The 22,117-nt window shown below is 52.7% G+C and carries 24 protein-coding genes; 9 read left to right on the top strand and 15 right to left on the bottom strand.

All coding sequences use genetic code 11. The features are described from left to right. Window positions 1–398: 398 nt before the first annotated feature. Genes livF through livK form a run of 5 tightly spaced genes read right to left on the bottom strand, consistent with a single transcriptional unit; the run spans window position 399 to window position 5,235 of the window. Window positions 399–1,112: a high-affinity branched-chain amino acid ABC transporter ATP-binding protein LivF gene (gene livF, locus A7Z29_RS11990; protein WP_000416891.1), complete on the bottom strand. Its 714-nt coding sequence runs from the start codon at window positions 1,110–1,112 to the stop codon at window positions 399–401. Between the two features lies 1 nt (window position 1,113). Beyond that, window positions 1,114–1,881 carry a high-affinity branched-chain amino acid ABC transporter ATP-binding protein LivG gene (livG, locus tag A7Z29_RS11995; RefSeq protein WP_001075509.1) on the bottom strand — a complete coding sequence of 256 codons (768 nt, stop codon included), beginning with the start codon at window positions 1,879–1,881 and terminating at the stop codon, window positions 1,114–1,116. Continuing rightward, the gene (gene livM / locus A7Z29_RS12000; RefSeq protein WP_105290285.1) at window positions 1,878–3,155 is read right to left on the bottom strand and encodes a branched chain amino acid ABC transporter permease LivM; all 1,278 of its coding nucleotides are present in this window, start codon (window positions 3,153–3,155) and stop codon (window positions 1,878–1,880) included. The genes livG and livM overlap by 4 nt, the downstream gene beginning before the upstream one ends. After that, entirely contained in the window at window positions 3,152–4,078 is a 927-nt protein-coding gene (gene livH / locus A7Z29_RS12005) for a high-affinity branched-chain amino acid ABC transporter permease LivH (protein ID WP_001295111.1), read from the bottom strand. Before livH ends, livM begins: the two co-directional genes overlap by 4 nt. A gap of 47 nt (window positions 4,079–4,125) precedes the next feature. Then, the gene (gene livK / locus A7Z29_RS12010; protein WP_105290286.1) at window positions 4,126–5,235 is read right to left on the bottom strand and encodes a high-affinity branched-chain amino acid ABC transporter substrate-binding protein LivK; all 1,110 of its coding nucleotides are present in this window, start codon (window positions 5,233–5,235) and stop codon (window positions 4,126–4,128) included. A gap of 423 nt (window positions 5,236–5,658) precedes the next feature. Here livK and panM point away from each other — a divergent pair, with 423 nt between their 5' ends. Further along, window positions 5,659–6,042, top strand: coding sequence for an aspartate 1-decarboxylase autocleavage activator PanM (gene panM, locus A7Z29_RS12015; RefSeq protein ID WP_105281201.1), 384 nt, complete (start codon window positions 5,659–5,661; stop codon window positions 6,040–6,042). Here the strand turns inward: panM and ataT are convergent. The 7 genes from ataT to ftsY form a co-directional block, all read right to left on the bottom strand. Next, the gene (gene ataT / locus A7Z29_RS12020) at window positions 6,039–6,566 is read right to left on the bottom strand and encodes a type II toxin-antitoxin system toxin acetyltransferase AtaT (RefSeq protein ID WP_032226690.1); all 528 of its coding nucleotides are present in this window, start codon (window positions 6,564–6,566) and stop codon (window positions 6,039–6,041) included. The genes panM and ataT overlap by 4 nt on opposite strands. Before the next feature lie 6 nt (window positions 6,567–6,572). After that, window positions 6,573–6,839 (bottom strand): type II toxin-antitoxin system antitoxin AtaR, encoded by a 267-nt coding sequence (gene ataR / locus A7Z29_RS12025; protein ID WP_001277103.1) that lies wholly within the window; start codon window positions 6,837–6,839, stop codon window positions 6,573–6,575. Window positions 6,840–6,989: 150 nt separating this feature from the next. Continuing rightward, window positions 6,990–8,093: a branched chain amino acid ABC transporter substrate-binding protein LivJ gene (gene livJ / locus A7Z29_RS12030; protein ID WP_001022009.1), complete on the bottom strand. Its 1,104-nt coding sequence runs from the start codon at window positions 8,091–8,093 to the stop codon at window positions 6,990–6,992. A gap of 271 nt (window positions 8,094–8,364) precedes the next feature. After that, window positions 8,365–9,219 carry an RNA polymerase sigma factor RpoH gene (gene rpoH / locus A7Z29_RS12040; RefSeq protein ID WP_000130220.1) on the bottom strand — a complete coding sequence of 285 codons (855 nt, stop codon included), beginning with the start codon at window positions 9,217–9,219 and terminating at the stop codon, window positions 8,365–8,367. Between the two features lie 244 nt (window positions 9,220–9,463). Continuing rightward, window positions 9,464–10,522: a permease-like cell division protein FtsX gene (ftsX, locus tag A7Z29_RS12045; protein WP_001042014.1), complete on the bottom strand. Its 1,059-nt coding sequence runs from the start codon at window positions 10,520–10,522 to the stop codon at window positions 9,464–9,466. Continuing rightward, window positions 10,515–11,183, bottom strand: a complete 669-nt coding sequence (gene ftsE / locus A7Z29_RS12050; RefSeq protein WP_000617723.1) for a cell division ATP-binding protein FtsE — start codon at window positions 11,181–11,183, stop codon at window positions 10,515–10,517. The genes ftsX and ftsE overlap by 8 nt, the downstream gene beginning before the upstream one ends. Before the next feature lie 2 nt (window positions 11,184–11,185). Then, window positions 11,186–12,724 (bottom strand): signal recognition particle-docking protein FtsY, encoded by a 1,539-nt coding sequence (gene ftsY, locus A7Z29_RS12055; protein WP_105290287.1) that lies wholly within the window; start codon window positions 12,722–12,724, stop codon window positions 11,186–11,188. Window positions 12,725–12,873: 149 nt separating this feature from the next. Between ftsY and rsmD the strand changes: the two genes are divergently transcribed. Both rsmD and A7Z29_RS12065 read left to right on the top strand, forming a co-directional pair. Continuing rightward, the gene (gene rsmD / locus A7Z29_RS12060) at window positions 12,874–13,470 is read left to right on the top strand and encodes a 16S rRNA (guanine(966)-N(2))-methyltransferase (RefSeq protein ID WP_105290288.1); all 597 of its coding nucleotides are present in this window, start codon (window positions 12,874–12,876) and stop codon (window positions 13,468–13,470) included. Then, window positions 13,460–13,729 carry a DUF1145 family protein gene (locus tag A7Z29_RS12065; protein ID WP_001517271.1) on the top strand — a complete coding sequence of 90 codons (270 nt, stop codon included), beginning with the start codon at window positions 13,460–13,462 and terminating at the stop codon, window positions 13,727–13,729. The genes rsmD and A7Z29_RS12065 overlap by 11 nt, the downstream gene beginning before the upstream one ends. Window positions 13,730–13,731: 2 nt before the next feature. On the opposite strand, the gene A7Z29_RS12070 is transcribed toward A7Z29_RS12065, so the two are convergent. Further along, a complete protein-coding gene (locus A7Z29_RS12070) occupies window positions 13,732–14,091 on the bottom strand; it encodes a DUF2500 domain-containing protein (RefSeq protein WP_105290289.1) in 360 nt (119 codons plus the stop codon). A gap of 141 nt (window positions 14,092–14,232) precedes the next feature. On the opposite strand from A7Z29_RS12070, the gene A7Z29_RS12075 reads away from it, so the two are divergent. Both A7Z29_RS12075 and zntA read left to right on the top strand, forming a co-directional pair. Then, the gene (locus A7Z29_RS12075; RefSeq protein ID WP_105290290.1) at window positions 14,233–14,859 is read left to right on the top strand and encodes a lysoplasmalogenase; all 627 of its coding nucleotides are present in this window, start codon (window positions 14,233–14,235) and stop codon (window positions 14,857–14,859) included. A 73-nt stretch (window positions 14,860–14,932) separates the two neighbouring features. Beyond that, window positions 14,933–17,131 (top strand): Zn(II)/Cd(II)/Pb(II) translocating P-type ATPase ZntA, encoded by a 2,199-nt coding sequence (gene zntA, locus A7Z29_RS12080; RefSeq protein ID WP_105290291.1) that lies wholly within the window; start codon window positions 14,933–14,935, stop codon window positions 17,129–17,131. A gap of 106 nt (window positions 17,132–17,237) precedes the next feature. Here zntA and tusA read toward each other — a convergent pair whose 3' ends face one another. Continuing rightward, the gene (tusA, locus tag A7Z29_RS12085; RefSeq protein WP_000130621.1) at window positions 17,238–17,483 is read right to left on the bottom strand and encodes a sulfurtransferase TusA; all 246 of its coding nucleotides are present in this window, start codon (window positions 17,481–17,483) and stop codon (window positions 17,238–17,240) included. 221 nt (window positions 17,484–17,704) lie between these two features. Between tusA and A7Z29_RS12095 the strand changes: the two genes are divergently transcribed. Next, a complete protein-coding gene (locus tag A7Z29_RS12095) occupies window positions 17,705–18,370 on the top strand; it encodes a 7-cyano-7-deazaguanine/7-aminomethyl-7-deazaguanine transporter (protein ID WP_000991083.1) in 666 nt (221 codons plus the stop codon). Between the two features lie 73 nt (window positions 18,371–18,443). Then, complete coding sequence (gene dcrB, locus A7Z29_RS12100; protein WP_001245286.1) at window positions 18,444–19,001, top strand: phage sensitivity protein DcrB; 558 nt, start codon at window positions 18,444–18,446, stop codon at window positions 18,999–19,001. Between the two features lie 3 nt (window positions 19,002–19,004). Here the strand turns inward: dcrB and A7Z29_RS12105 are convergent, their stop codons facing one another. Next, entirely contained in the window at window positions 19,005–20,255 is a 1,251-nt protein-coding gene (locus A7Z29_RS12105; protein WP_123058185.1) for an MFS transporter, read from the bottom strand. Between the two features lie 98 nt (window positions 20,256–20,353). On the opposite strand from A7Z29_RS12105, the gene A7Z29_RS12110 reads away from it, so the two are divergent. Both A7Z29_RS12110 and acpT read left to right on the top strand, forming a co-directional pair. Next, window positions 20,354–21,403, top strand: coding sequence for an AI-2E family transporter (locus A7Z29_RS12110; protein ID WP_105290292.1), 1,050 nt, complete (start codon window positions 20,354–20,356; stop codon window positions 21,401–21,403). Between the two features lie 54 nt (window positions 21,404–21,457). After that, window positions 21,458–22,045 carry a 4'-phosphopantetheinyl transferase AcpT gene (acpT, locus tag A7Z29_RS12115; RefSeq protein WP_000285798.1) on the top strand — a complete coding sequence of 196 codons (588 nt, stop codon included), beginning with the start codon at window positions 21,458–21,460 and terminating at the stop codon, window positions 22,043–22,045. Window positions 22,046–22,117: the final 72 nt, after the last annotated feature.

Genomic DNA, 22,117 nt, shown 5'->3' on the forward strand with positions numbered 1-22,117 from the left:
CGTTTATCTCTCTTGTTGTACCGAATGCGCGAATTCACGCGTTTTATGCTCGCGGGGTAACATGACATGCTCGAATTACAGAAAAATAACTTTTTTGTTACATTTGTAAGATAGTAAGGTGTCAGAAAGATGACAAGGCAGTGACGGCGCGGGTGAGGGAAAATGGGAGATGGGACACGGATAAGCGGGAAAATATAGAAGGTCTGAATCAAACTCTACAGATTGCTCATCGTTTCATGCCGGATGCAGCGTAAACGCCTTATCAGGCCTACAAGCTCGTACAAATTCAATATATTGCAACTCACCCAGTAGGCCTGATAAGCGCAGCGCATCAGGCATTTTTACATTTGTCAGCAGTCTCAAAGGAGTCTTTTGACTCCTTATCAATCAACGTGTTATTACCCGCCTAAATACGCGCTTCTCACCGCTTCGTTCGCCAGCAGCGCGTCGCCGGTATCGGAGAGCACCACATGGCCGTTTTCCAGCACGTAGCCGCGATCCGCCAGCTTTAGCGCCTGGTTGGCGTTCTGCTCGACGAGGAAGATAGTCATCCCCTGCTCGCGCAGCTGCTCGATGGTGTCGAAAATTTGCTGGATGATAATCGGCGCAAGGCCGAGCGATGGCTCATCAAGCAACAACAAACGCGGGTTGCTCATCAGCGCACGACCAATCGCCAGCATCTGCTGTTCACCGCCGGACATGGTGCCCGCCCGCTGAATACGGCGCTCATGCAGACGCGGGAACAGCTCATACACCCACTTTATGCGCTCCTGAAACTGGTCGCGTTCGGCAAAGAAGCCGCCCATCGCCAGGTTCTCTTCCACCGTCATCCGCGAGAAGACGCGACGCCCTTCCGGGACAATCGCTACCGCTTCACGCATGATTTTCGCCGTCTGCCAGTCGGTAATGTCTTTATCATCAAACACAATTCGCCCGCTGGTGGCGCGCGGGTCGCCGCATAATGTGCCGAGCAAGGTGGTTTTCCCCGCCCCGTTCGCGCCAATGAGGGTGACAATCTCGCCCTGATTGATATGCAGGCTCACCTCATGCAGCGCCTGGATTTTGCCGTAGTGGGCGCTGACTTTGTCAAAGGACAACATGACTTTTTCCATCTTATGCCTCACCTAAATAGGCACGGATCACGTCCGGGTTATTACGGATCTGCTCCGGCGTACCGTTTGCCAGTGGCGTCCCCTGATTGACCACGTAAATTCTGTCTGAAATCCCCATCACCAGCTTCATATCGTGTTCAATCAACAAGATAGTGGTGTTGTGATGGTTACGCAGTTCGGCAATCAACTCATCCAGCTCTTTGGTCTCTTTCGGATTAAGACCTGCCGCCGGTTCGTCGAGCATTAAAATCTCCGGCTGCGTCACCATGCAGCGGGCAATCTCCAGGCGACGCTGGTCACCGTAGGCCAGGTTACTCGCCTGACGGTTAGCGTGTTCCAGCAAACCAATGCGCTCAAGCCAGGTTGCGGCTCGATCGAGCGCCTCACTTTGGGCGCGACGGAAAGAAGGCGTTTTCAACAGGCCAGAGAACAGCCCGGTTTTCAGTTGCTGATGCTGCGCCACCAGCAGGTTTTCAATCACCGTCATTTCACGGAACAGACGCACGTGCTGAAAAGTACGCACCACCCCCATACGGGCGATTTGCTGACCCGCCAAACCTTCCAGATGCTGATCGCGCAGTAAAATGGTGCCGCCAGTGGGTTTGTAGAATCCGGTCAGGCAGTTGAAGACCGTGGTTTTTCCGGCACCGTTAGGGCCGATTAACGAGACGATCTCCTGCGGGTACAGTTCGAGATTGACGTTATTCACCGCCAGCAGGCCGCCGAAGCGCATCATCAGGCCGTTAACAGATAATAATGGCTGATTCATGCCTGCTCTCCTTTCGCTGCGCCGTTTTTCAGCTTGAGTTGCGGGCGCGTCATGGGCAGCAAGCCCTGCGGACGCCAGATCATCATCAGCACCATCAAACCACCGAGCATTAACATGCTGTATTCGTTGAAATCACGCATCAATTCGCGCGACACCACCAGCAAAATTGCCGCCAGAATTACCGCAAATTGCGAGCCCATACCGCCGAGCACCACTATCGCCAGCACAAACGCCGATTCGGCAAAGGTGAAGGATTCCGGGCTGACAAAGCCCTGGCGCGCAGCAAACAGCGTTCCGGCAAAACCCGCAAACGCGGCGCTGATGGTAAAGGCGGTCAGCTTGATACGACGTGGGCTTAAGCCCAGCGAACGGCAGGCGATCTCGTCTTCACGCAACGCTTCCCACGCACGCCCCAGCGGCATCCGCAGCAGGCGGTTAATGACGAACAAAGAGAACACTACCAGCAGCAACGCCACCAGGTAGAGGAAGATGACGCGATCGGAGGGATCGTATTTCAGGCCAAAGAAATTACTGAACGTATCCCAGCCGCCTTCGCGGGCGGTACGGCTGAACTCAAGGCCGAAGAAGGTCGGTTTAGGGATCTGGCTGATACCGTTCGGACCACCGGTAATTTCGGTGTTATTGAGCAGCAATATGCGCACAATTTCGCCGAAACCGAGGGTAACGATCGCCAGATAATCACCACGCAAACGCAGCACCGGGAAGCCGAGCAGGAAGCCCGCCGCCGCTGCCATTAATCCGGCAATCGGCAGGCAAGTCCAGAAGCCAAGACCGTAATAGTGATTGAGCAGCGCAAAGGTGTAAGCGCCGATGGCGTAAAAGCCGCCGTAACCGAGCACCAGCAAACCAGAAAGCCCTACCACCACGTTCAGCCCGAGGCCGAGGATAATGTAGATCATGGTCAGAGTGGCAATATCCACCGTCCCACGTGACACCATAAACGGCCATGCCACCGCAAGCACCAGCAGCGCCACGAGGAACAGCTTTTGCTTCACCGTGGAACCATCAATCGCTGGCAGAATAAACTTCGGCCCTGAAACGCTTTTTAGCCCTTTCTGGAAAGCGGGTCGCACAAGCTGGAAGAAAAAGACCACCGCCGTGCCAATAAACACCCACTGCCAACGGATGTCCGAAGCACTATCAACCACCAGTTTGGTGCCATCCAGTTCCAGTTGCACGCCCATAAAGATGCCCGCCAGAACAAAGAACATAGCGGCAGAAAGCAGCGCCATTGCAATATGCATCGGTTTCATACTTTCTCTACCTCCGGGCGACCCAGAATACCGGTCGGCATCACCAGCAGAACCAGAATCAGTAGGGCAAATGAGACCACATCTTTATATTCCGTACTCAAATAAGCCGAAGAGAGCGCCTCCGCAATCCCCAGAATCAACCCGCCAATCATCGCCCCCGGAATACTGCCAATCCCACCGAGCACCGCTGCGGTAAAGGCTTTCATCCCGGCCATAAAGCCGATATAGGGGTTAATCACGCCGTAGAACTGACCGAGCAGAACGCCCGCCACCGCCGCCATCGCCGCGCCAATCACAAAAGTCAGCGCAATCACCCGGTCGGTGTTGATGCCAAGCAGGCTCGCCATTTTCAGATCTTCCGCGCAGGCACGACACGCGCGCCCCATGCGGGAATAGCGAATGAAAATCGTCAGCGCCAGCATGGCGAGGAAGGTGACAATCCAGATCACCGCCTGCATGGTGGTAATAGAGGCAGAGAAGTTTTCGCTATGCCCCACCACCCACTGACCGTTAAACAGGCTGGGCAGCGCCACGTCGCGCGAACCTTCGGTGAGGCTGACGTAGTTTTGCAGGAAGATGGACATGCCGATTGCCGAGATGAGGGCAATCAGGCGCTTAGAGTTGCGCACCGGGCGGTAAGCCACCCTTTCGATACTCCAGCCGTAGGCGCTGGCAATGACGATTGCGCCGACAAATCCCGCCGCTACCAGTAGCCAGCCGGTATCAATGCCCATCATCATCAGTGCAGCGATGATCATAAAGGAGACGTAGCTGCCAATCATGTAAACCTCGCCGTGGGCGAAGTTGATCATGCCGATAATGCCGTAAACCATGGTGTAGCCGATGGCTATCAGCGCGTAGGTACTGCCCAGCGTGACGCCGTTAAACATCTGCTGCAAGAAATACAAAAACTGCTCAGACATAAGGTAACCTTTCTAAACCCGCCCGCATTTCACGGACGGTGGGATGATCACTTGGCTGCCGTGGATGAACCGTCGGCGTGCCACTGGAAGACACCAAAATCAAATCCCTTCAGATCGCCTTTTTCATCCCAGTTCAGCGGCCCAATCACGGTGTTTGCACCGTTAGCTTTTAAATCTTTCACCAGCGCCAGCGGCTCATCGCTGCCGGTACGCTCAAGGGCAGTTGCCAGAGATTGCACCGCCGCATAGGTGATCCAGACATAAGGTCCGGACGGATCTTTCTTGTCCGCTTTCAGCGCATCAACGATGCCTTTGTTTGCCGGATCCTGGTCATAGCGTTTTGGCATGGTGACCAACATGCCTTCGGCGGCATCGCCGGCAATGTTCGACAGCGACGCATTACCTACACCTTCCGGCCCCATAAACTGAGTATTCAGGCCAACGGAACGCGCCTGGCGCAGCATCTGCCCCATTTCCGGGTAGTAACCACCGTAGTAAACAAAGTCGATGTTTTCTTTTTTCAGGCGGGCGATCAGCGCGGAGAAATCTTTCTCGCCAGCGGTAATGCCGTCGAAGAAGACGACGTTGGCGTTAGCCGCATTCAGCCCGTCCTGCACCGAACGCGCCAGCCCTTCGCCATACTGTTGTTTGTCGTGAATGATGGCGATGCGCTGAGGCTTCACCGTCTCAACAATGTATTTTGCCGCCGTTGGCCCCTGGGAAGAGTCCAGCCCGGCAGTACGCATGATGTGTTGATAACCGCGTTGAGTCAGCTCCGGGTTAGTCGCCCCCGGCGAGATCATCAGGATACCTTCATCTTCATAGATATCTGACGCAGGTTGGGTAGAAGAGGAACACAGATGGCCAATAACGTATTTAATGCCGTCGTTAACGATTTTGTTGGCGACCGCAACGGCTTGTTTTGGGTCGCAGGCGTCGTCATATTCCACGCCAACCAACTTATCGCCCTTAATTCCCCCTTTGGCATTAATGTCTTTAATCGCCTGACGCGCGCCGTTAAATTCCATATCACCCCACTGGGCAATCGGGCCGGACATCGCGCCGACAACGGCAACTTTAATATCGTCGGCTAAAGCAGTGTGTGAAATTGCCAGTGCAATCATCCCTGCGATGATAGTTTTCGCATTCCGTTTCATAGTCAAAAATCCCCACTCGTAATGTTGTGTTGCTTTGTTTTTTATGTGTTAACAAATCAGACTGTTCTTTTTTATACTGCGCTGTTTTTGCCTGTCCGATTAAGGGTTTAGCGCAGTTTTTTGTGATGATATCGATTAAAATCTCTATTTTTCAGTCGATTAATAACAGATAATATTCTGAATTAATTGATAGATAAACAGAAAAAAGCGCCGTTGTCAGCATAAAATAACGGCACAAAGGGCGGAATAATTCACTACCATTCAGGGGATTATGCTGGACAATTTTCATTCTATAATGTTTTTAATTTGTAATTATTGCTGAAAAAAAATTAATCACCTGCCAAAAGAAATAAAAAAGAGAAAGCCTCCGATTAAATTATTTCGCTACACTGGTTCCACTTTTGTGATTTACACGGGTTCCCCATGAAGCTGACCATCATTCGATTAGAAAACTTTAGCGACCAGGACCGGATTGACCTGCAAAAGATCTGGCCGGAGTATTCTCCTTCCTCTTTACAGGTTGACGATTCCCACCGTATTTACGCCGCGCGTTTTAACGAGCGCCTGCTCGCTGCCGTGCGAGTAACCTTAAGCGGCACCGAGGGAGCGATGGATTCCCTGCGTGTACGGGAAGTCACCCGCCGACGCGGCGTAGGGCAATATCTGCTGGAAGAAGTGTTACGTGATAATCCCGGCGTTTCATACTGGTGGATGGCGGATGCTGGCGTGGAAGATCGCGGCGTGATGACAGCGTTTATGCAAGCACAGGGGTTTACGGCACAGCAGGGCGGTTGGGAGAAGCGTTAATCACTCTGTGTAAAAAGCAGTTCTATGGATTTTGTTGGGAAAAATAACGCATTTTCGTTTTCTCCGACCAACGGGATAAAGCCCAGCGACTGATAAAACGTATGGGCTTTTTCATTCAGCGCCTCGACAAAAAGACCGTGAATACCTACCGCTAAAGAGGCTGACCAGACGACTTTCATGGCATGAGCAACCAGTGTTGCTCCCCATCCCTGCCCCTGTATTGAACGATCAATTGCCAGACGCCCAAGAGTGACGCTGGGAATATTTTTGTAGGGAATTTTTTTCTGTTTCGATTTCGAGGGCAATGCGGCTCGTTCAAAACAACTGCCGGATAATGTGTAATATCCCAGGACCTGACGTTCTGCCGTGTTGGCACGAAGGATGTACGCTCGCAGAATTTTATTGCGATGTTGACGAACCAGATGTGTCGTCAGAAAGAGATTTAAGGCTTCTTCGCCGCAGTCGAATCGCTGTAGATCATAATCTGCATCATCTGTCAGAATCTCTATCGTCAGATCATCCATAAATTATTACATTCCCTGAAGACGTTTTGCCGCACGTTTTAACTTTTCACCTGGTGACGGCGGATTACTCAGCGCATCCATCACCCGCGTCCAGGACTCCTCATTAAGGATCACTCGCCGATGCTGTTCAATCACTTCTGCAGCCCGCTGCGAGGCACTATTCAACATAAATTGGCTGACGGACTGATTAGATATCGCCGCCGCTTCCTCAATTAGACTTTTGTCATCGTCAGTTAAACGCAGATCGATACGCTGCTTTTTAACAGCAGACATGTAAACTCTCCTGCTACTTATAAATATGTACGGAATTCTACCGTACATTAAGCATATCCTGGATTGTTTAATCTTTCTACAACCATTTCGACAAACACAAAAAAACCCGATGGCGGTTCAGCTCATCGGGCATTTTCATTTATCTATCTGTTACTTCGCATCGGTCGCCGTGCCGTTGGCGTGCCAGTCAAACACACCGAACTCAAAGCCTTTCAGGTCACCTTTCTCATCCCAGGTCAGTGGCCCCATCACCGTATCAACCGAGTTCGCTTTCAGGTATTTGGCGATCTCCGCCGGATCGTCAGACTGATTCAGCCCCGCCTGCAAAGATTGCAGCGCCGCGTAGGTGGTCCAGACGAATGCGCCGCTTGGATCCTGTTTTTTCGCTTTGATCGCGTCAACAATCGGTTTGTTCGCCGGAACCTGATCGTAGTTCTTCGGCTTGGTCACCAGCAGTCCTTCCGCTGACTCGCCCGCGATATTAGACAGCGAGACGTTAGCCACACCTTCCGGCCCCATAAACTGAGTTTTCAGCCCCGCCGCGCGCGCCTGACGCAGGATCTGCCCCATTTCCGGGTGATAACCGCCGTAGTAAACGAAGTCGATATTCTCTTTCTTCAGGCGTGCCACCAGCGTCGAGAAATCTTTTTCCCCGGCGGTGATGCCATCAAAGAACACTACGTTAGCATTGCCTTTCTTCAGACCGTCCTGCACCGCACGCGCCAGACCTTCGCCGTACTGTTGTTTGTCGTGAACGATAGCAATACGCTGCGGTTTCACTTTCTCAAGAATATATTTTGCCGCCGTCGGCCCCTGGTCGGAGTCCAGACCGGTGGTGCGCAGGATCAGCTGATAGCCACGGGCTGTCAGCTCTGGCGCGGTTGCCGCTGGGGTGATCATTAAAATGCCTTCGTCTTCATAAATGTCAGACGCTGGCTGTGTTGATGAAGAACAGAGGTGACCAATGACATATTTAATGCCGTCGTTAACCACTTTGTTCGCCACCGCGACGGCCTGTTTCGGGTCACAGGCATCGTCATATTTTACGATTTGCAGTTTGTTGCCTTTAACGCCGCCTTTGGCGTTGATATCCGCAACCGCCTGTTCTGCGCCAGTAAACTCCTGGTCACCATACTGTGCCACCGGACCAGACATTGCGCCCACGACGGCGACTTTAATATCTTCTGCCAGAGCCATATTGCTGAATGCCAGCGCGATACATCCTGCCAGTAACGCTTTACCCTTTATGTTCATCCTGAGAATCCCCATTCTTCTGGTTATTACGTGTGTTGTGATGTTGTTGTTCAGCACTTTATTTCGTTTTATGCATGACTACCCGTGCTTTAGCAGCATACTCTGCTAAAACATACCCGATTTTTATGATATTGGAATAGCTATTTTGACAGTTTATTAACAATCTGCGTGGGGATTGGCGTTTTGCCGGAGGGGGGAATTGATTATTGTAGAGGCCCAAAAAACAAAAACCCCGGACTCTCATCCAGGGTTCTCTGCTTAATAGCGGAAATTACGCTTCAATGGCAGCGCGAAGTTTTTTCATCGCGTTCTTTTCCAGCTGACGTACACGTTCAGCGGAAACGCCGTAACGGTCAGCCAGTTCCTGCAACGTAGATTTGTTATCTTCGTCCAGCCAGCGCGCGCGGATGATATCCTGGCTACGCTCGTCCAGACCCTGCATCGCGTCGGTCAGACGGTTTGCCGCCTGCTCTTCCCAGTTATCATCTTCAATGCCGTCGGCAAAGTTAGATGATTTATCCTGCAGATAGAGCACCGGAGCCATCGGCTGGCTGTCTGAATCGTCGTCGGAAGACATGTCAAAAGTCATGTCCTGTGCCGCCATACGCGATTCCATCTCACGGACGTCTTTGCTGGTTACGCCCAGTTCGCGAGCCACCATTTCGACTTCATCCTGGTTAAACCAGCCCAGACGCTGCTTGGTTTTACGCAGATTAAAAAACAGTTTGCGCTGCGCTTTGGTGGTCGCAACTTTGACGATACGCCAGTTACGCAAAACGTATTCGTGGATCTCTGCTTTGATCCAGTGAACGGCGAAGGAGACCAGGCGCACACCCACTTCCGGGTTGAAACGGCGCACTGCTTTCATCAGGCCGATGTTACCTTCCTGAATCAAATCCGCCTGTGGCAGGCCATAGCCCGCATAATTACGAGCAATATGAACAACAAACCGCAGGTGAGACAGGATCAGCGTTTTAGCTGCTTCCAGATCGCCATGGTAATGCAGCTTTTCAGCCAGCGCCCGCTCCTCGTCAGCCGACAACATCGGCCACGCGTTAGCTGCCCGGATGTAAGAATCCAGGTTGCCAACAGGGGCTAAAGCTAAACTTTGCATTTTGTCAGTCATTCAAATCCTCTCAATCGATATCTTCTGGCGCTTCAGTGGTAGCAACAACTGTGCCAGAGCTTAAGAGCAACGAGATTATCATTCACAGTTTTATCAGACCGTGATTTTATCCACAAGTTCAATGCTGTCTTGTGAATAAATTACGCACAAAATGTGACATAGAGATGAAATACCGGGAAGAGACAACGGGGTCTCTTTCCCTGCTACGGAACCCATTGCAGGGAAAGAGTATAACACGATTTTATTATTCCGGCGTAAAGTGCCGTAAATGTTGTACCGTGGCAAGCCATGCTGCCACCCAGCCAATCATCGAACACACCAGCAGCAGCAGCAGGCATTCATCGAACGATAACCCATTGATATCAAACTTCGTTCCGAATACCTGTGCCACTTCCGCAACCGCCGATGACAAACGCAGCACCAGAATTTCTGACAAAATTAATGACAGTAATGCGCCAGAAAATCCCAGCAGCGCGCCACCATACAGGAACGGGCGAAGTATGAAACCATCCGTCGCGCCAATCAGTTTCTGCACGTTGATGGAGTCGCGGCGGGCAAATATGCTCAGACGCACGCTGTTGCCGATAACCAGGAACACTGCCGCCACCATCAGCACGCCGATCATCGCCGAAACACGCCCTACCAGCCCAGTCAGTGCGGTCAGACGGGCAAACCAGCTATCGTCCATTCGTACTTCATCGATGCCGTTAATTTGCGTGATGCGATCACGCAACGTATTCAGCGACTCCGTCCCCTGAAAATCGAGTTTTGGGATCACCACCGCCACAGCCGGAAGCGGGTTTTCCTCCAGCATGTCCAGCGCGCCGCCAAAACCAGACCAGTTACGGAACTCGCCCAACGCGTCCTCACGAGAAAGATAGTTCACTTTCTCCACGCCCTGTTCGGCCTGTAACTGTGCCACCACACCCGCTGCTGCGTCATCGTCCAGCGTTTTTTGCAGATAAACGGTGATTTGCGGTGAGGGATAATACTGCGTCGCCGCCTGGTTAACGTTTTTGTACACCATGTAGCAGACGCTTGGCAGCGTCAGGGAAATGGCGATGACCATCACCGTTAAAAACGTAGCGAACGGTTTGCTTTTGAGATCCTGCAAAGCGCCGTGGAACGCATAACGCACCTGTTCGTTGAAAACGTTAGTTTTGCGATTTACCGGTTTTGGCGAGGATTTCGGGCGTTTCGGCGCGTTACGACCACCGTCGCCTGAGCCGCCGACCGATTTACGGAAGCGATCCAGACGTCCGCCAAACTGCCGGATATGATTGATTGCATCGCGCTTATTCATGGCCCACGCCTCCATGCAAGTGACCATCGCTCAGGGTGAGCATACGATAGGAACGCCGCGAAATCAGGTTGATGTCGTGCGTTGCCATCAATACCGTTACCCCAACGCGGTTAAACTCTTCAAACAGACGTAAAATCCCTTCCGACAGCGCGTCGTCAAGGTTACCGGTCGGTTCGTCCGCCAGCAGTACCGCTGGTTTGTTAACCACCGCGCGGGCAATGCCAACGCGTTGTTGTTCACCGCCAGAAAGCTGAATCGGAAAGTTCTTCGCTTTGTCCAGTAGCCCGACTTTATCCAGCGCCGCCGATACACGACGACGAATATCGTCACCGCTGGCACCGGCGATAATCAACGGGATCGCCACATTATCGTAGACAGTACGATCCATCAGTAGATGGTGATCCTGGAAAATCATGCCAATCTGGCGGCGCAGAAACGGAACTTCACGGTTTTTCAGACGCGTGATGTCATGGCCGCTAAACCAGATTTTCCCGGCGCTGGGCCGCTCAATCCCACAGATCAGCTTCAGGAGGGTACTTTTCCCTGCACCGGAATGACCGGTCAGAAACGCCATCTCACCCGGCTGCATATGGAACGTAACGCCCTGCAGCGCCTGTCTCCCACCGAGATAAGCCTTGCTGACATGTTCAAAGCGAATCATTGTTAATCCTCTCGGGCAAAAAGTGCCTCTATAAAGTCGTCCGCCTTAAACGGACGCAAATCCTCAATACGTTCGCCGACACCAATATAGCGAATAGGAATACCAAACTGGTCAGCCACCGAGAAAATTACTCCGCCTTTCGCCGTGCCGTCCAGTTTAGTTAACGTGATGCCGGTTAAGCCGACGGCTTCATGGAACAGTTTGGCCTGGCTTACCGCATTCTGCCCGGTGCTGGCATCGATAGTCAGCATAACTTCATGCGGCGCTTCAACGTCGAGTTTCTTCATCACGCGGACGATTTTCTTCAGCTCTTCCATCAGGTGCGATTTGTTCTGCAAGCGTCCGGCGGTATCGGCAATCAGGACATCAACATTACGCGCCTTAGCGGCCTGAATAGCGTCGAAGATAACTGAGGCGGAATCCGCGCCGGTATGCTGGGCAATCACCGGAATATTGTTGCGCTGACCCCAGACCTGAAGCTGTTCAACCGCTGCTGCACGGAAAGTATCGCCCGCCGCCAGCATGACCGATTTACCTTGTTGTTCAAACTGACGCGCCAGCTTACCGATAGTCGTGGTTTTACCCACGCCATTGACGCCTACCATCAGAATCACGAACGGTGTTTTACCTTCGATATTCAGCGGTTCATCGACCTTCGCCAGAATCTCACCCATCTCTTCTTTCAGCAGACCGTAGAGCGCCTCAGCATCGCGAAGCTGTTTGCGGGTCGCGCCGTCAGTCAGATTGGTGATGATTTTGCGCGTGGTTTCCACGCCCACATCGGCGATGAGCAATTGCTCTTCCAGCTCTTCAAACAGATCATCGTCGATTTTTTTACCACGGAACAGGCTGATAAATCCGGAACCGAGGTTTTCTTTAGTTTTCAGAAGGCTGCGTTTCAGGCGAGCGAAGAAACCTTCTTTGGTTGGTTTTTCCTGCTCCTGGGCTACCTCTTCCACCGGCTGATCTTCTTCTGCCGGCGGAACGACCATCACCGCCTCTTCTGCCGCTTCAGCGGCCAGCGCCTGAGCTTCCAGCTCTTCGTCGGTGATTTCTTCTTTCGCTGCTTGTTCTTCCGCCGCTTCGACAATCTCCACGGTTTCCGCTTCGGCCTGCCACTCTTCTGGCGAAACTTCTTCGACTTTAACGTCTTCTGGCAGCGGCAGCTCTTCACGCTCGATAGCCACTGGCTCTGGCGTGACTTCAGGTTCAACTACCGACGCTGGCGTTTCTTCAACTATCGGCTCCGGTTCTGCAATAACTTCCGGCTCGACAACCGCTTCAGGTTGCGCTTTTTCACTTTCAACAACCTGTTCAGTGACTTCCACAACGTCGGCAGCAAAAGTTTCCGCCTCAGCTTCAGTATGCGCCTGCGGCTGTTCTTCAACGGGTTGTTCAGCAACTTTCGCAGGCTCTTGCGCCTGGACGATTTCTTCTACAACCGGTTGTTCGTTTTGGGTTTCTGTCTCTTTTTCCGGGGTCTGCTCTTTTTGACCAAAGCCCAGCCAGGAAAAAAAGCCACGTTTTTTTTCTTTCGCCATCTGCGACTACACTCCTCGCTGTTGCTTCATGGCACAGCGTTAACGCTATGTACATAGCAGCTAAAAAAATGATGAAATAGTCTACCACTTAACTTAATCCACATCACCGCCTGCAAGTATGTGTTATCTGGCGGATTGAGCAATTTACCATGAAAAAACCGAATCATTCCGGCAGCGGTCAAATCCGCATTATTGGTGGGCAGTGGCGAGGCCGTAAACTCCCGGTTCCTGATAGCCCAGGTCTACGTCCTACCACCGATCGCGTGCGCGAAACGCTGTTTAACTGGCTGGCGCCGGTCATTGTTGATGCGCAATGCCTGGACTGCTTCGCAGGTAGCGGTGCGCTGGGGCTGGAAGCCTTGTCACGCTACGCTGCGGAAGCTACGCTGGTTGAGATGGATCGCGCGGTATCTCAGCAATTAACCAAGAATCTCGCGACGCTGAAAGCAGGCAATGCGCGAGTCGTGAACACCAATGCGATGTCTTTTCTAATGCAAAAAGGAACGCCGCATAATATTGTGTTTATTGACCCTCCGTTCCGCCGTGGCTTGCTGGAAGAAACCATTAATTTACTGGAAAACAACGGTTGGCTGGCTGATGAAGCCTGGGTATATGTTGAAAGTGAAGTAGAAAATGGCCTGCCCGCCGTTCCTGCCAACTGGTCGTTATATCGCGAAAAAGTGGCTGGTCAGGTCGCTTATCGGCTGTATCAGCGTGAAACACAAGGAGAAAGTGATGCTGATTAATATTGGACGTTTGTTAATGCTCTGCGTTTGGGGATTTTTGATCCTCAATCTTTTTCAACCATTCCCACGCCCGCTGAATATTTTCGTTAACGTGGCGCTGATTTTTACCGTGCTGATGCATGGTATGCAACTGGCGCTGTTAAAATCGACCTTGCCGAAAGATGGCCCGCAGATGACCACCGCCGAAAAGGTGCGTATTTTCCTTTTCGGCGTGTTTGAACTGCTGGTCTGGCAGAAGAAATTTAAAGTTAAAAAATAACCTTATTGTTCGCCAACAAAGCTAACAAAGCGCGTTCCTTTATAGCTCAGTGTACCTTTATCGCCCACTGTCAGGGCATGGTACTGCTGGGCGTCGAGGCGGAACGTCTGCTCCAGTCCGCCGCTTTGCGGTTTGAAGCTCGCCTCATAGCGCATACTGGTGCCTGCCGGAGTCACTTCCTGCTGGCGCGAACGTCGATCGTTAATCGGTTTTTCCCGCTTGTTACTCACCACCACCAGCTTTTGCTGGAGCGGTGCCATATCATTATCAGCTTTTTCCCGCCGCTGTTGCATAAAACGAAACGATGCGGCGACGATAATTAAGCCAATGATAACAATAAAGAAAAGAGGTGGTTTGCTCATCTTTATCCCTCATCGGAAAATGCGGAAATAAGCATACCCTGCCAGTTATGGTGTTGTCATCCGTCCATCCTCGCCACTAAACTGAATAGCAAGACCGTAGGCATTCCGCTTACGAAAAAATAACGAATTCAAGGAACTAAGATGCTTTGGTCGTTTATCGCTGTCTGTCTTTCCGCATGGCTATCTGTGGATGCATCGTACCGTGGGCCAACCTGGCAACGCTGGGTATTTAAACCGTTAACCCTTCTTCTCCTGCTATTGCTGGCGTGGCAAGCGCCGATGTTCGACGCTATTAGTTATCTTGTGCTGGCGGGGCTGTGTGCCTCACTGCTGGGCGATGCGCTAACGCTATTGCCACGTCAGCGTCTGATGTACGCTATCGGCGCATTTTTCCTCTCACACCTGTTGTACACCATCTATTTCGCCAGCCAGATGACGCTCTCTTTCTTCTGGCCTCTGCCACTGATACTGCTGGTTCTGGGCGCGCTATTGCTGGCCATTATCTGGACGCGTCTGGAGGAGTTCCGTTGGCCTGTCTGTACTTTTATCGGTATGACGCTGGTGATGGTGTGGCTGGCAGGTGAACTGTGGTTCTTCCGTCCGACCGCTCCGGCACTCTCGGCCTTTATGGGCGCTTCGTTGCTGTTTATCAGTAACTTTGTCTGGCTGGGTAGCCACTATCGCCGCCGCTTCCGTGCGGATAACGCTATTGCTGCGGCTTGCTACTTTGCCGGTCACTTCCTCATCGTCCGCTCGCTGTATCTCTGATAAAACTTGACTCTGGAGTCGACTCCAGAGTGTATCCTTCGGTTAATGAGAAAAAACTTAACCGGAGGATGCCATGTCGACTCCCGACAATCACGGCAAAAAAGTCCCTCAATTTGCCGCGTTCAAACCGCTAACCCCGGCACAGAATGCCAACGACTGTTGCTGCGACGGCGCATGTTCCAGCACGCCAACACTCTCTGAAAACGTCTCCGGCACCCGCTATAGCTGGAAAGTCAGCGGCATGGACTGTGCCGCCTGCGCACGCAAAGTGGAAAATGCCGTGCGCCAGCTTGCAGGTGTGAATCAGGTGCAGGTGTTGTTCGCCACCGAAAAACTGGTGGTGGATGCCGACAATGACATCCGTGCGCAAGTTGAATCGGCGGTGCAAAAAGCAGGCTATTCCCTGCGCGATGAACAGGCCACCGACGAACCACAAGAATCACGCCTGAAAGAGAATCTGCCGCTGATTACGCTTATTGTGATGATGGTAATCAGTTGGGGGCTGGAGCAATTTAATCATCCGTTCGGTCAACTGGCGTTTATCGCGACCACGCTGGTTGGTCTGTACCCGATTGCTCGTCAGGCATTACGGCTGATCAAATCCGGCAGCTACTTCGCCATTGAAACCTTAATGAGCGTAGCCGCCATTGGCGCGCTGTTTATTGGCGCAACGGCAGAAGCTGCGATGGTGTTGCTGCTGTTTTTGATTGGCGAACGACTGGAAGGCTGGGCCGCCAGCCGCGCACGTCAAGGGGTCAGCGCGTTAATGGCGCTGAAGCCAGAAACCGCCACGCGTCTGCGTAACGGTGAGCGGGAAGAGGTGGCGATCAATAGCCTGCGCCCTGGCGATGTGATTGAAGTTGCGGCAGGTGGGCGTTTGCCTGCCGACGGTAAACTGCTCTCACCGTTTGCCAGTTTTGATGAAAGCGCCCTGACCGGCGAATCCATTCCGGTGGAGCGCGCAACGGGCGATAAAGTTCCTGCAGGCGCCACCAGCGTAGACCGTCTGGTGACGCTGGAAGTGCTGTCAGAACCGGGTGCCAGCGCCATTGACCGCATTCTGAAGCTGATCGAAGAGGCTGAAGAACGCCGCGCACCCATTGAGCGATTTATCGACCGTTTTAGCCGTATCTACACGCCCGCGATTATGGCCGTCGCCCTGCTGGTAACGCTGGTGCCACCACTGCTATTTGCCGCAAGCTGGCAGGAGTGGATTTATAAAGGCCTGACGCTGCTGCTGATTGGTTGCCCGTGTGCGTTAGTTATCTCCACGCCTGCGGCGATTACCTCCGGACTGGCAGCAGCGGCACGTCGTGGAGCGTTAATTAAAGGTGGTGCGGCGCTGGAGCAGTTAGGTCGTGTCACCCAGGTCGCATTTGATAAAACCGGTACGCTGACCGTCGGCAAACCGCGCGTTACCGCGATTCATCCGGCAACGGGCGTTAGCGAATCTGAACTGCTGGCGCTGGCAGCGGCGGTCGAGCAAGGCGCAACGCATCCACTGGCGCAAGCCATCATTCGTGAAGCACAGGTTGCTGCTCTCGCCATTCCCGCCGCCCAGTCACAGCGGGCGCTGGTCGGCTCTGGCATTGAAGCGCAGGTCAACGGAGAGCGGGTGCTGATATGCGCTGCCGGGAAACATCCAGCCGAGGCATTTGCCGGTTTGATTAACGAACTGGAAAGCGCCGGGCAAACGGTAGTGCTGGTAGTGCGTAACGATGACGTGCTGGGTGTCATTGCATTGCAGGATACCCTGCGCGCCGATGCCGCCACTGCCATCAGTGAACTGAACTCTCTGGGCGTCAAAGGGGTGATCCTCACCGGCGATAATCCACGCGCAGCGGCAGCGATTGCCGGTGAACTGGGGCTGGAATTTAAAGCCGGATTACTACCGGAAGATAAAGTCAAAGCGGTGACGGAGTTGAACCAACATGCGCCGCTGGCGATGGTCGGCGACGGTATTAACGACGCGCCAGCAATGAAAGCAGCAGCTATTGGGATTGCAATGGGCAGTGGCACAGACGTGGCGCTGGAAACCGCCGACGCGGCATTAACGCATAACCACCTGCGCGGTCTGGTACAAATGATTGAGCTGGCACGCGCCACTCACGCTAATATCCGCCAGAACATCACCATTGCGCTGGGGCTGAAAGGGATCTTCCTTGTCACCACGCTTTTAGGAATAACCGGCCTGTGGCTGGCTGTGCTGGCAGATACGGGAGCAACGGTGCTGGTGACGGCGAATGCGTTAAGATTGTTGCGCAGAAAGTAATGGGGGCAGCCTGCAAACCGATCGCAAAATTGGACGCGATCGGTCCCCTCGCCCCTCTGGGGAGAGGGTGAGGGGAAAAGGCGGCATCGAAGCCAATCTTCCCCCATTAACCGCCTTTACGAATCAAATAACGATAAGGCAGTCCATCCGTCTCTTTGGCGACCAGTTCATGTTCCATAAAGGTACAAAACCCAGGAATATCGCGGGTCGTGGCCGGATCATCGGCAATAATCAGCAACGTTTCGCCTGGCTGCATATTGCGCACCGTTTTGCGCACCATCATCACCGGTTCCGGGCAGCGCAGGCCAAGTGCGTCGAGTGTGTGGTCAGGGCTGGAAAAGAGATCGGTCATTTTCTTCTCATCACATAAAAAAACGGCGCTAGTTTACGCCCTGTGAGTCCGTTAGCAAACCAGGTTAACGATTGCGTGAAAATTAACCATTGCATTGTCAAGCCAAAGCAGTATCATGCGGCGGCTCGAAAAAAGGGTAAGCACGTTATTATCTCACTATAAAATAACGTGTCGTACGTATTGGGTTCCCTCACCCCAATGGCTAATCAAAAAGGTACAATATGAACGCTTTCTCACAAACTCAACGCTATAAGGCGTTGTTCTGGTTATCGTTATTTCACCTGTTGGTGATCACCTCCAGTAACTATCTGGTACAGCTTCCGGTCTCTATTTTCGGTTTTCATACCACCTGGGGCGCGTTTAGCTTTCCGTTTATTTTTCTTGCTACCGACCTGACTGTGCGTATTTTTGGCGCACCGCTGGCTCGTCGCATCATCTTTGCGGTGATGATCCCCGCGTTGCTGATCTCCTACGTCATCTCATCACTGTTTTATATGGGTTCATGGCAGGGATTCGGCGTTCTCGCCCACTTCAACCTGTTTGTCGCCCGTATCGCTACCGCCAGCTTTATGGCCTACGCGCTGGGGCAGATCCTCGACGTGCACGTTTTTAACCGCCTGCGTCAGAGTCATCGCTGGTGGCTGGCTCCGACGGCTTCCACACTGTTTGGTAACGTCAGCGATACGCTGGCTTTCTTCTTCATTGCTTTCTGGCGCAGCCCGGATGCTTTTATGGCCGAGCACTGGATGGAAATCGCGCTGGTTGATTACTGTTTCAAAGTGTTAATCAGCATCGTTTTCTTCCTGCCAATGTATGGCGTATTACTCAATATGCTATTGAAAAGACTGGCAGATAAATCCGAAATCAACGCTTTGCAGGCCAGTTAAAGGTTCGTTATCAGAGTTGTGATAAGATGGATGAATGAGCCGTTATGGCCGTTTATCGATAAGGAAGAAGTCAATGCGCAATCTGGTTAAATATGTCGGAATTGGCCTGCTGGTTATGGGGCTTGCGGCCTGTGATGATAAAGACACTAACGCTACGGCGGAAGGCACTGTCGCGGAAAGTAACGCTGCCGCAAATCCCGTCAACCTGCTTGATGGCAAGCTAAGTTTCTCGCTGCCAGCAGATATGACCGACCAGAGCGGTAAGCTGGGAACGCAAGCCAATAACATGCACGTCTGGTCCGACGCCACCGGGCAGAAAGCAGTCATCGTCATCATGGGCGATGACCCGAAAGAAGATCTGGCTGTGCTGGCGAAGCGTCTGGAAGATCAGCAACGTAGCCGCGATCCGCAACTGCAAGTGGTGACCAACAAATCTATTGAGCTGAAAGGTCACAAAATGCAGCAGTTAGACAGCATTATCTCCGCGAAAGGCCAGACGGCGTACTCTTCCGTCATTCTGGGTAACGTGGGTAATCAACTGCTGACCATGCAAATCACGCTGCCAGCTGACGATCAGCAAAAAGCGCAGACCACCGCAGAAAACATCATTAATACGCTGGTTATTCAGTAAATTTTAAGATGATGAGACGGTCTCAGGAACGTGTTCCGGAGGCCGTTTTTTTAATCGCCACGTCAGCAATAACGCGATTGCTACCAGCCCCGCCGCAGCCAGATAAATCACCGGCACGCCAGCCCAACTCATCACCAGCCCTGCCAGCGGCCCGGTCACACCCAGCGATAAATCCATAAACACGGTATAGGTTGCCAACGCCGCACCCTGATTCTGTTGCGGAACTGCTTTTACCGCCACCACGCCCAATGCCGGAAACACCAGCGAAAACCCAGCGCCAGCCAGCAAGACGCCGATCTTCGCCATCCACGGTACGGTGGCTACGCCAACCAATAGCAGGCCGATTATCTCAACGCTAAAGCAGATCATCGCCACGTTTAAGCCGCCGATACGATTAATGCCGTTAGGGAATAACAGTCGCGTGCCGACAAACGCACAGCTAAACAGCGTCAGCGCGAAGGCCGCACCGTCCCAACCTTTAGCGTCATAAAACAGTGTGATAAAGGTGGCGATGACGCCAAATCCGGCAGAAGCCAGTGCCAGCGCCATGCCGTACAGCCAGACGCGCCCAAGCACCGCGCGAAACGGCAGTGGCTTGCCTTTGCTGGCTTTCACCGACGGACGCGGGATCGCCAACAAAATGGCCACCAGCGCCACGGCCATAATGATTAATGCCAGCGTCTGCAACCCGCCCCAGTGATAAAACAGCACGCCCAACGGCGCGCCCATCGCCATCGCCCCGTAAGTGACAATGCCGTTCCACGAAATTACCCGCCCGATATGCAGCGAGCCAACCACGCCAACGCCCCACAGTGTCGATCCGGTTCCGGCAAAACTTTGTCCAATTCCGAGGATCACGCGCCCCAGGCAAAGTAATAACAGGCTGATGACGGGCAGGCTGGCGGTTAATCCTGCTGTCAGATACCCCAGCCCGCTCAAAAAGCAGCCGCACAACCCGAAGACGACTATCTTTTTGGGTCCCAGCAAATCGGCGTAACGCCCGGCATGTGGACGACTCAGCAAAGTAGCGAAATATTGCAGGCTGATAACTAAACCCGCCCAGAAGGCACTAAATCCCATCACATCATGGACATAGCCCGGCAATACGGCGAGCGGCAACCCGATGGTGAGGTAGCTGGCGAAGTTAAACATGACAATGGAGACAATGCGCAGGTTAAGACGCAATCCGTTTAGCGCGGGTTCGGCAACGGGTTCGGGCATGAGGATCACCACATTTTTACAACAGTGTTTCATTTTTACCACGGGCTGGCGTGAAAATCAGCAGTAAGAATCAGAATATTGCTGGCGTGACTCCCGCTACACTTAATACAAAAAGTCACAAGGAAGCCCCAATGGAAACCCTTCAACCGGATAAAACAGGAATGCATATTCTGCTCAAGCTGGCCTCGCTGGTAGTGATTCTCGCCGGCATTCACGCAGCGGCAGATATCATTGTGCAACTGCTACTGGCGCTCTTTTTCGCCATTGTCCTCAATCCGCTGGTCACCTGGTTTATTCGTCGTGGAGTACAACGCCCCATTGCCATTACCATTGTGGTGGTGGTGATGCTGATAGCACTTACTGCGCTGGTCGGCGTACTGGCGGCATCGTTTAACGAATTTATCTCTATGCTGCCGAAGTTTAATAAGGAACTGACCCGTAAGCTGTTTAAATTACAAGAGATGTTACCGTTTCTTAATCTGCATATGTCGCCCGAACGAATGCTTCAGCGGATGGATTCGGAAAAAGTTGTCGCCTTCACCACTGCGCTGATGACCGGGCTTTCCGGCGCAATGGCGAGCGTGCTTCTGCTGGTGATGACCGTAGTTTTCATGCTGTTTGAAGTGCGCCACGTGCCTTACAAAATGCGTTTTGCGTTGAATAATCCACAGATTCACATCGCCGGACTACACCGCGCCTTAAAAGGTGTTTCGCACTATCTTGCATTGAAGACGCTGCTCAGTTTATGGACAGGCGTCATCGTCTGGCTGGGATTGGCGCTAATGGGCGTACAGTTTGCGCTGATGTGGGCGGTACTGGCGTTTTTGCTCAACTACGTTCCCAATATTGGCGCGGTGATCTCCGCCGTACCGCCAATGATTCAGGTGTTGCTGTTTAATGGCGTTTACGAATGTATTCTGGTCGGTGCACTGTTTTTAGTTGTCCATATGGTCATCGGCAATATTTTAGAGCCACGGATGATGGGGCATCGACTGGGGATGTCCACCATGGTGGTGTTTCTGTCATTGTTGATCTGGGGGTGGTTACTCGGTCCGGTGGGTATGCTGCTTTCGGTGCCATTAACCAGCGTCTGTAAAATCTGGATGGAAACCACCAAAGGCGGCAGCAAACTGGCGATTTTACTGGGACCGGGACGACCGAAAAGTCGGTTACCGGGATGAGGCGACAAGTGATACGATACGCACTTTCCTTTTCCATTAAACGTTGGCTCTGATATGTATCGGATAGTTCTGGGGAAAGTTTCGACCTTAAGCGCAGTTCCACTGCCACCGGCTTTACGCGATCAAGCACCGCAAGGTCCACGACGCGAACGCTGGCTGGCGGGACGTGCATTGCTTTCACACGTGCTTTCTCCGCTACCGGACATCATCTACGGTGAACAGGGCAAACCCGCATTCGCGCCGGAAACCCCGCTATGGTTCAACTTAAGTCATAGCGGTGACGATATCGCCCTGCTATTGAGCGATGAAGGCGAAGTTGGCTGCGATATCGAAGTGATTCGCCCGCGCGCCAACTGGCACTGGCTGGCAAACACGGTGTTTAGCCTCGGGGAACATGCCGAAATGGACGCCGTGCATCCTGATCAGCAACTGGAAATGTTCTGGCGCATCTGGACACGCAAAGAAGCCATCGTTAAACAGCGTGGCGGCAGCGCCTGGCAAATCGTCAGCGTAGACAGCACCTATCAGTCCTCGCTGTCTGTCAGCCATTGTCAGCTTGAAAATTTAAGTCTGGCGATCTGCACCCCTACCCCCTTTACGCTCACCACCGACGCGGTGCAATGGGTCGATTCGCTTAACTGATCCGCCCATCCGACTGCCCATCTATTGATCCAGAACAGGTTATCAGTATGACGAATACTTAAAATCGTCATA

Origin of the sequence: Escherichia sp. MOD1-EC6842 (assembly GCF_002965705.1) — a bacterium.
Taxonomy (GTDB): Bacteria; Pseudomonadota; Gammaproteobacteria; order Enterobacterales; family Enterobacteriaceae; genus Escherichia; species Escherichia ruysiae.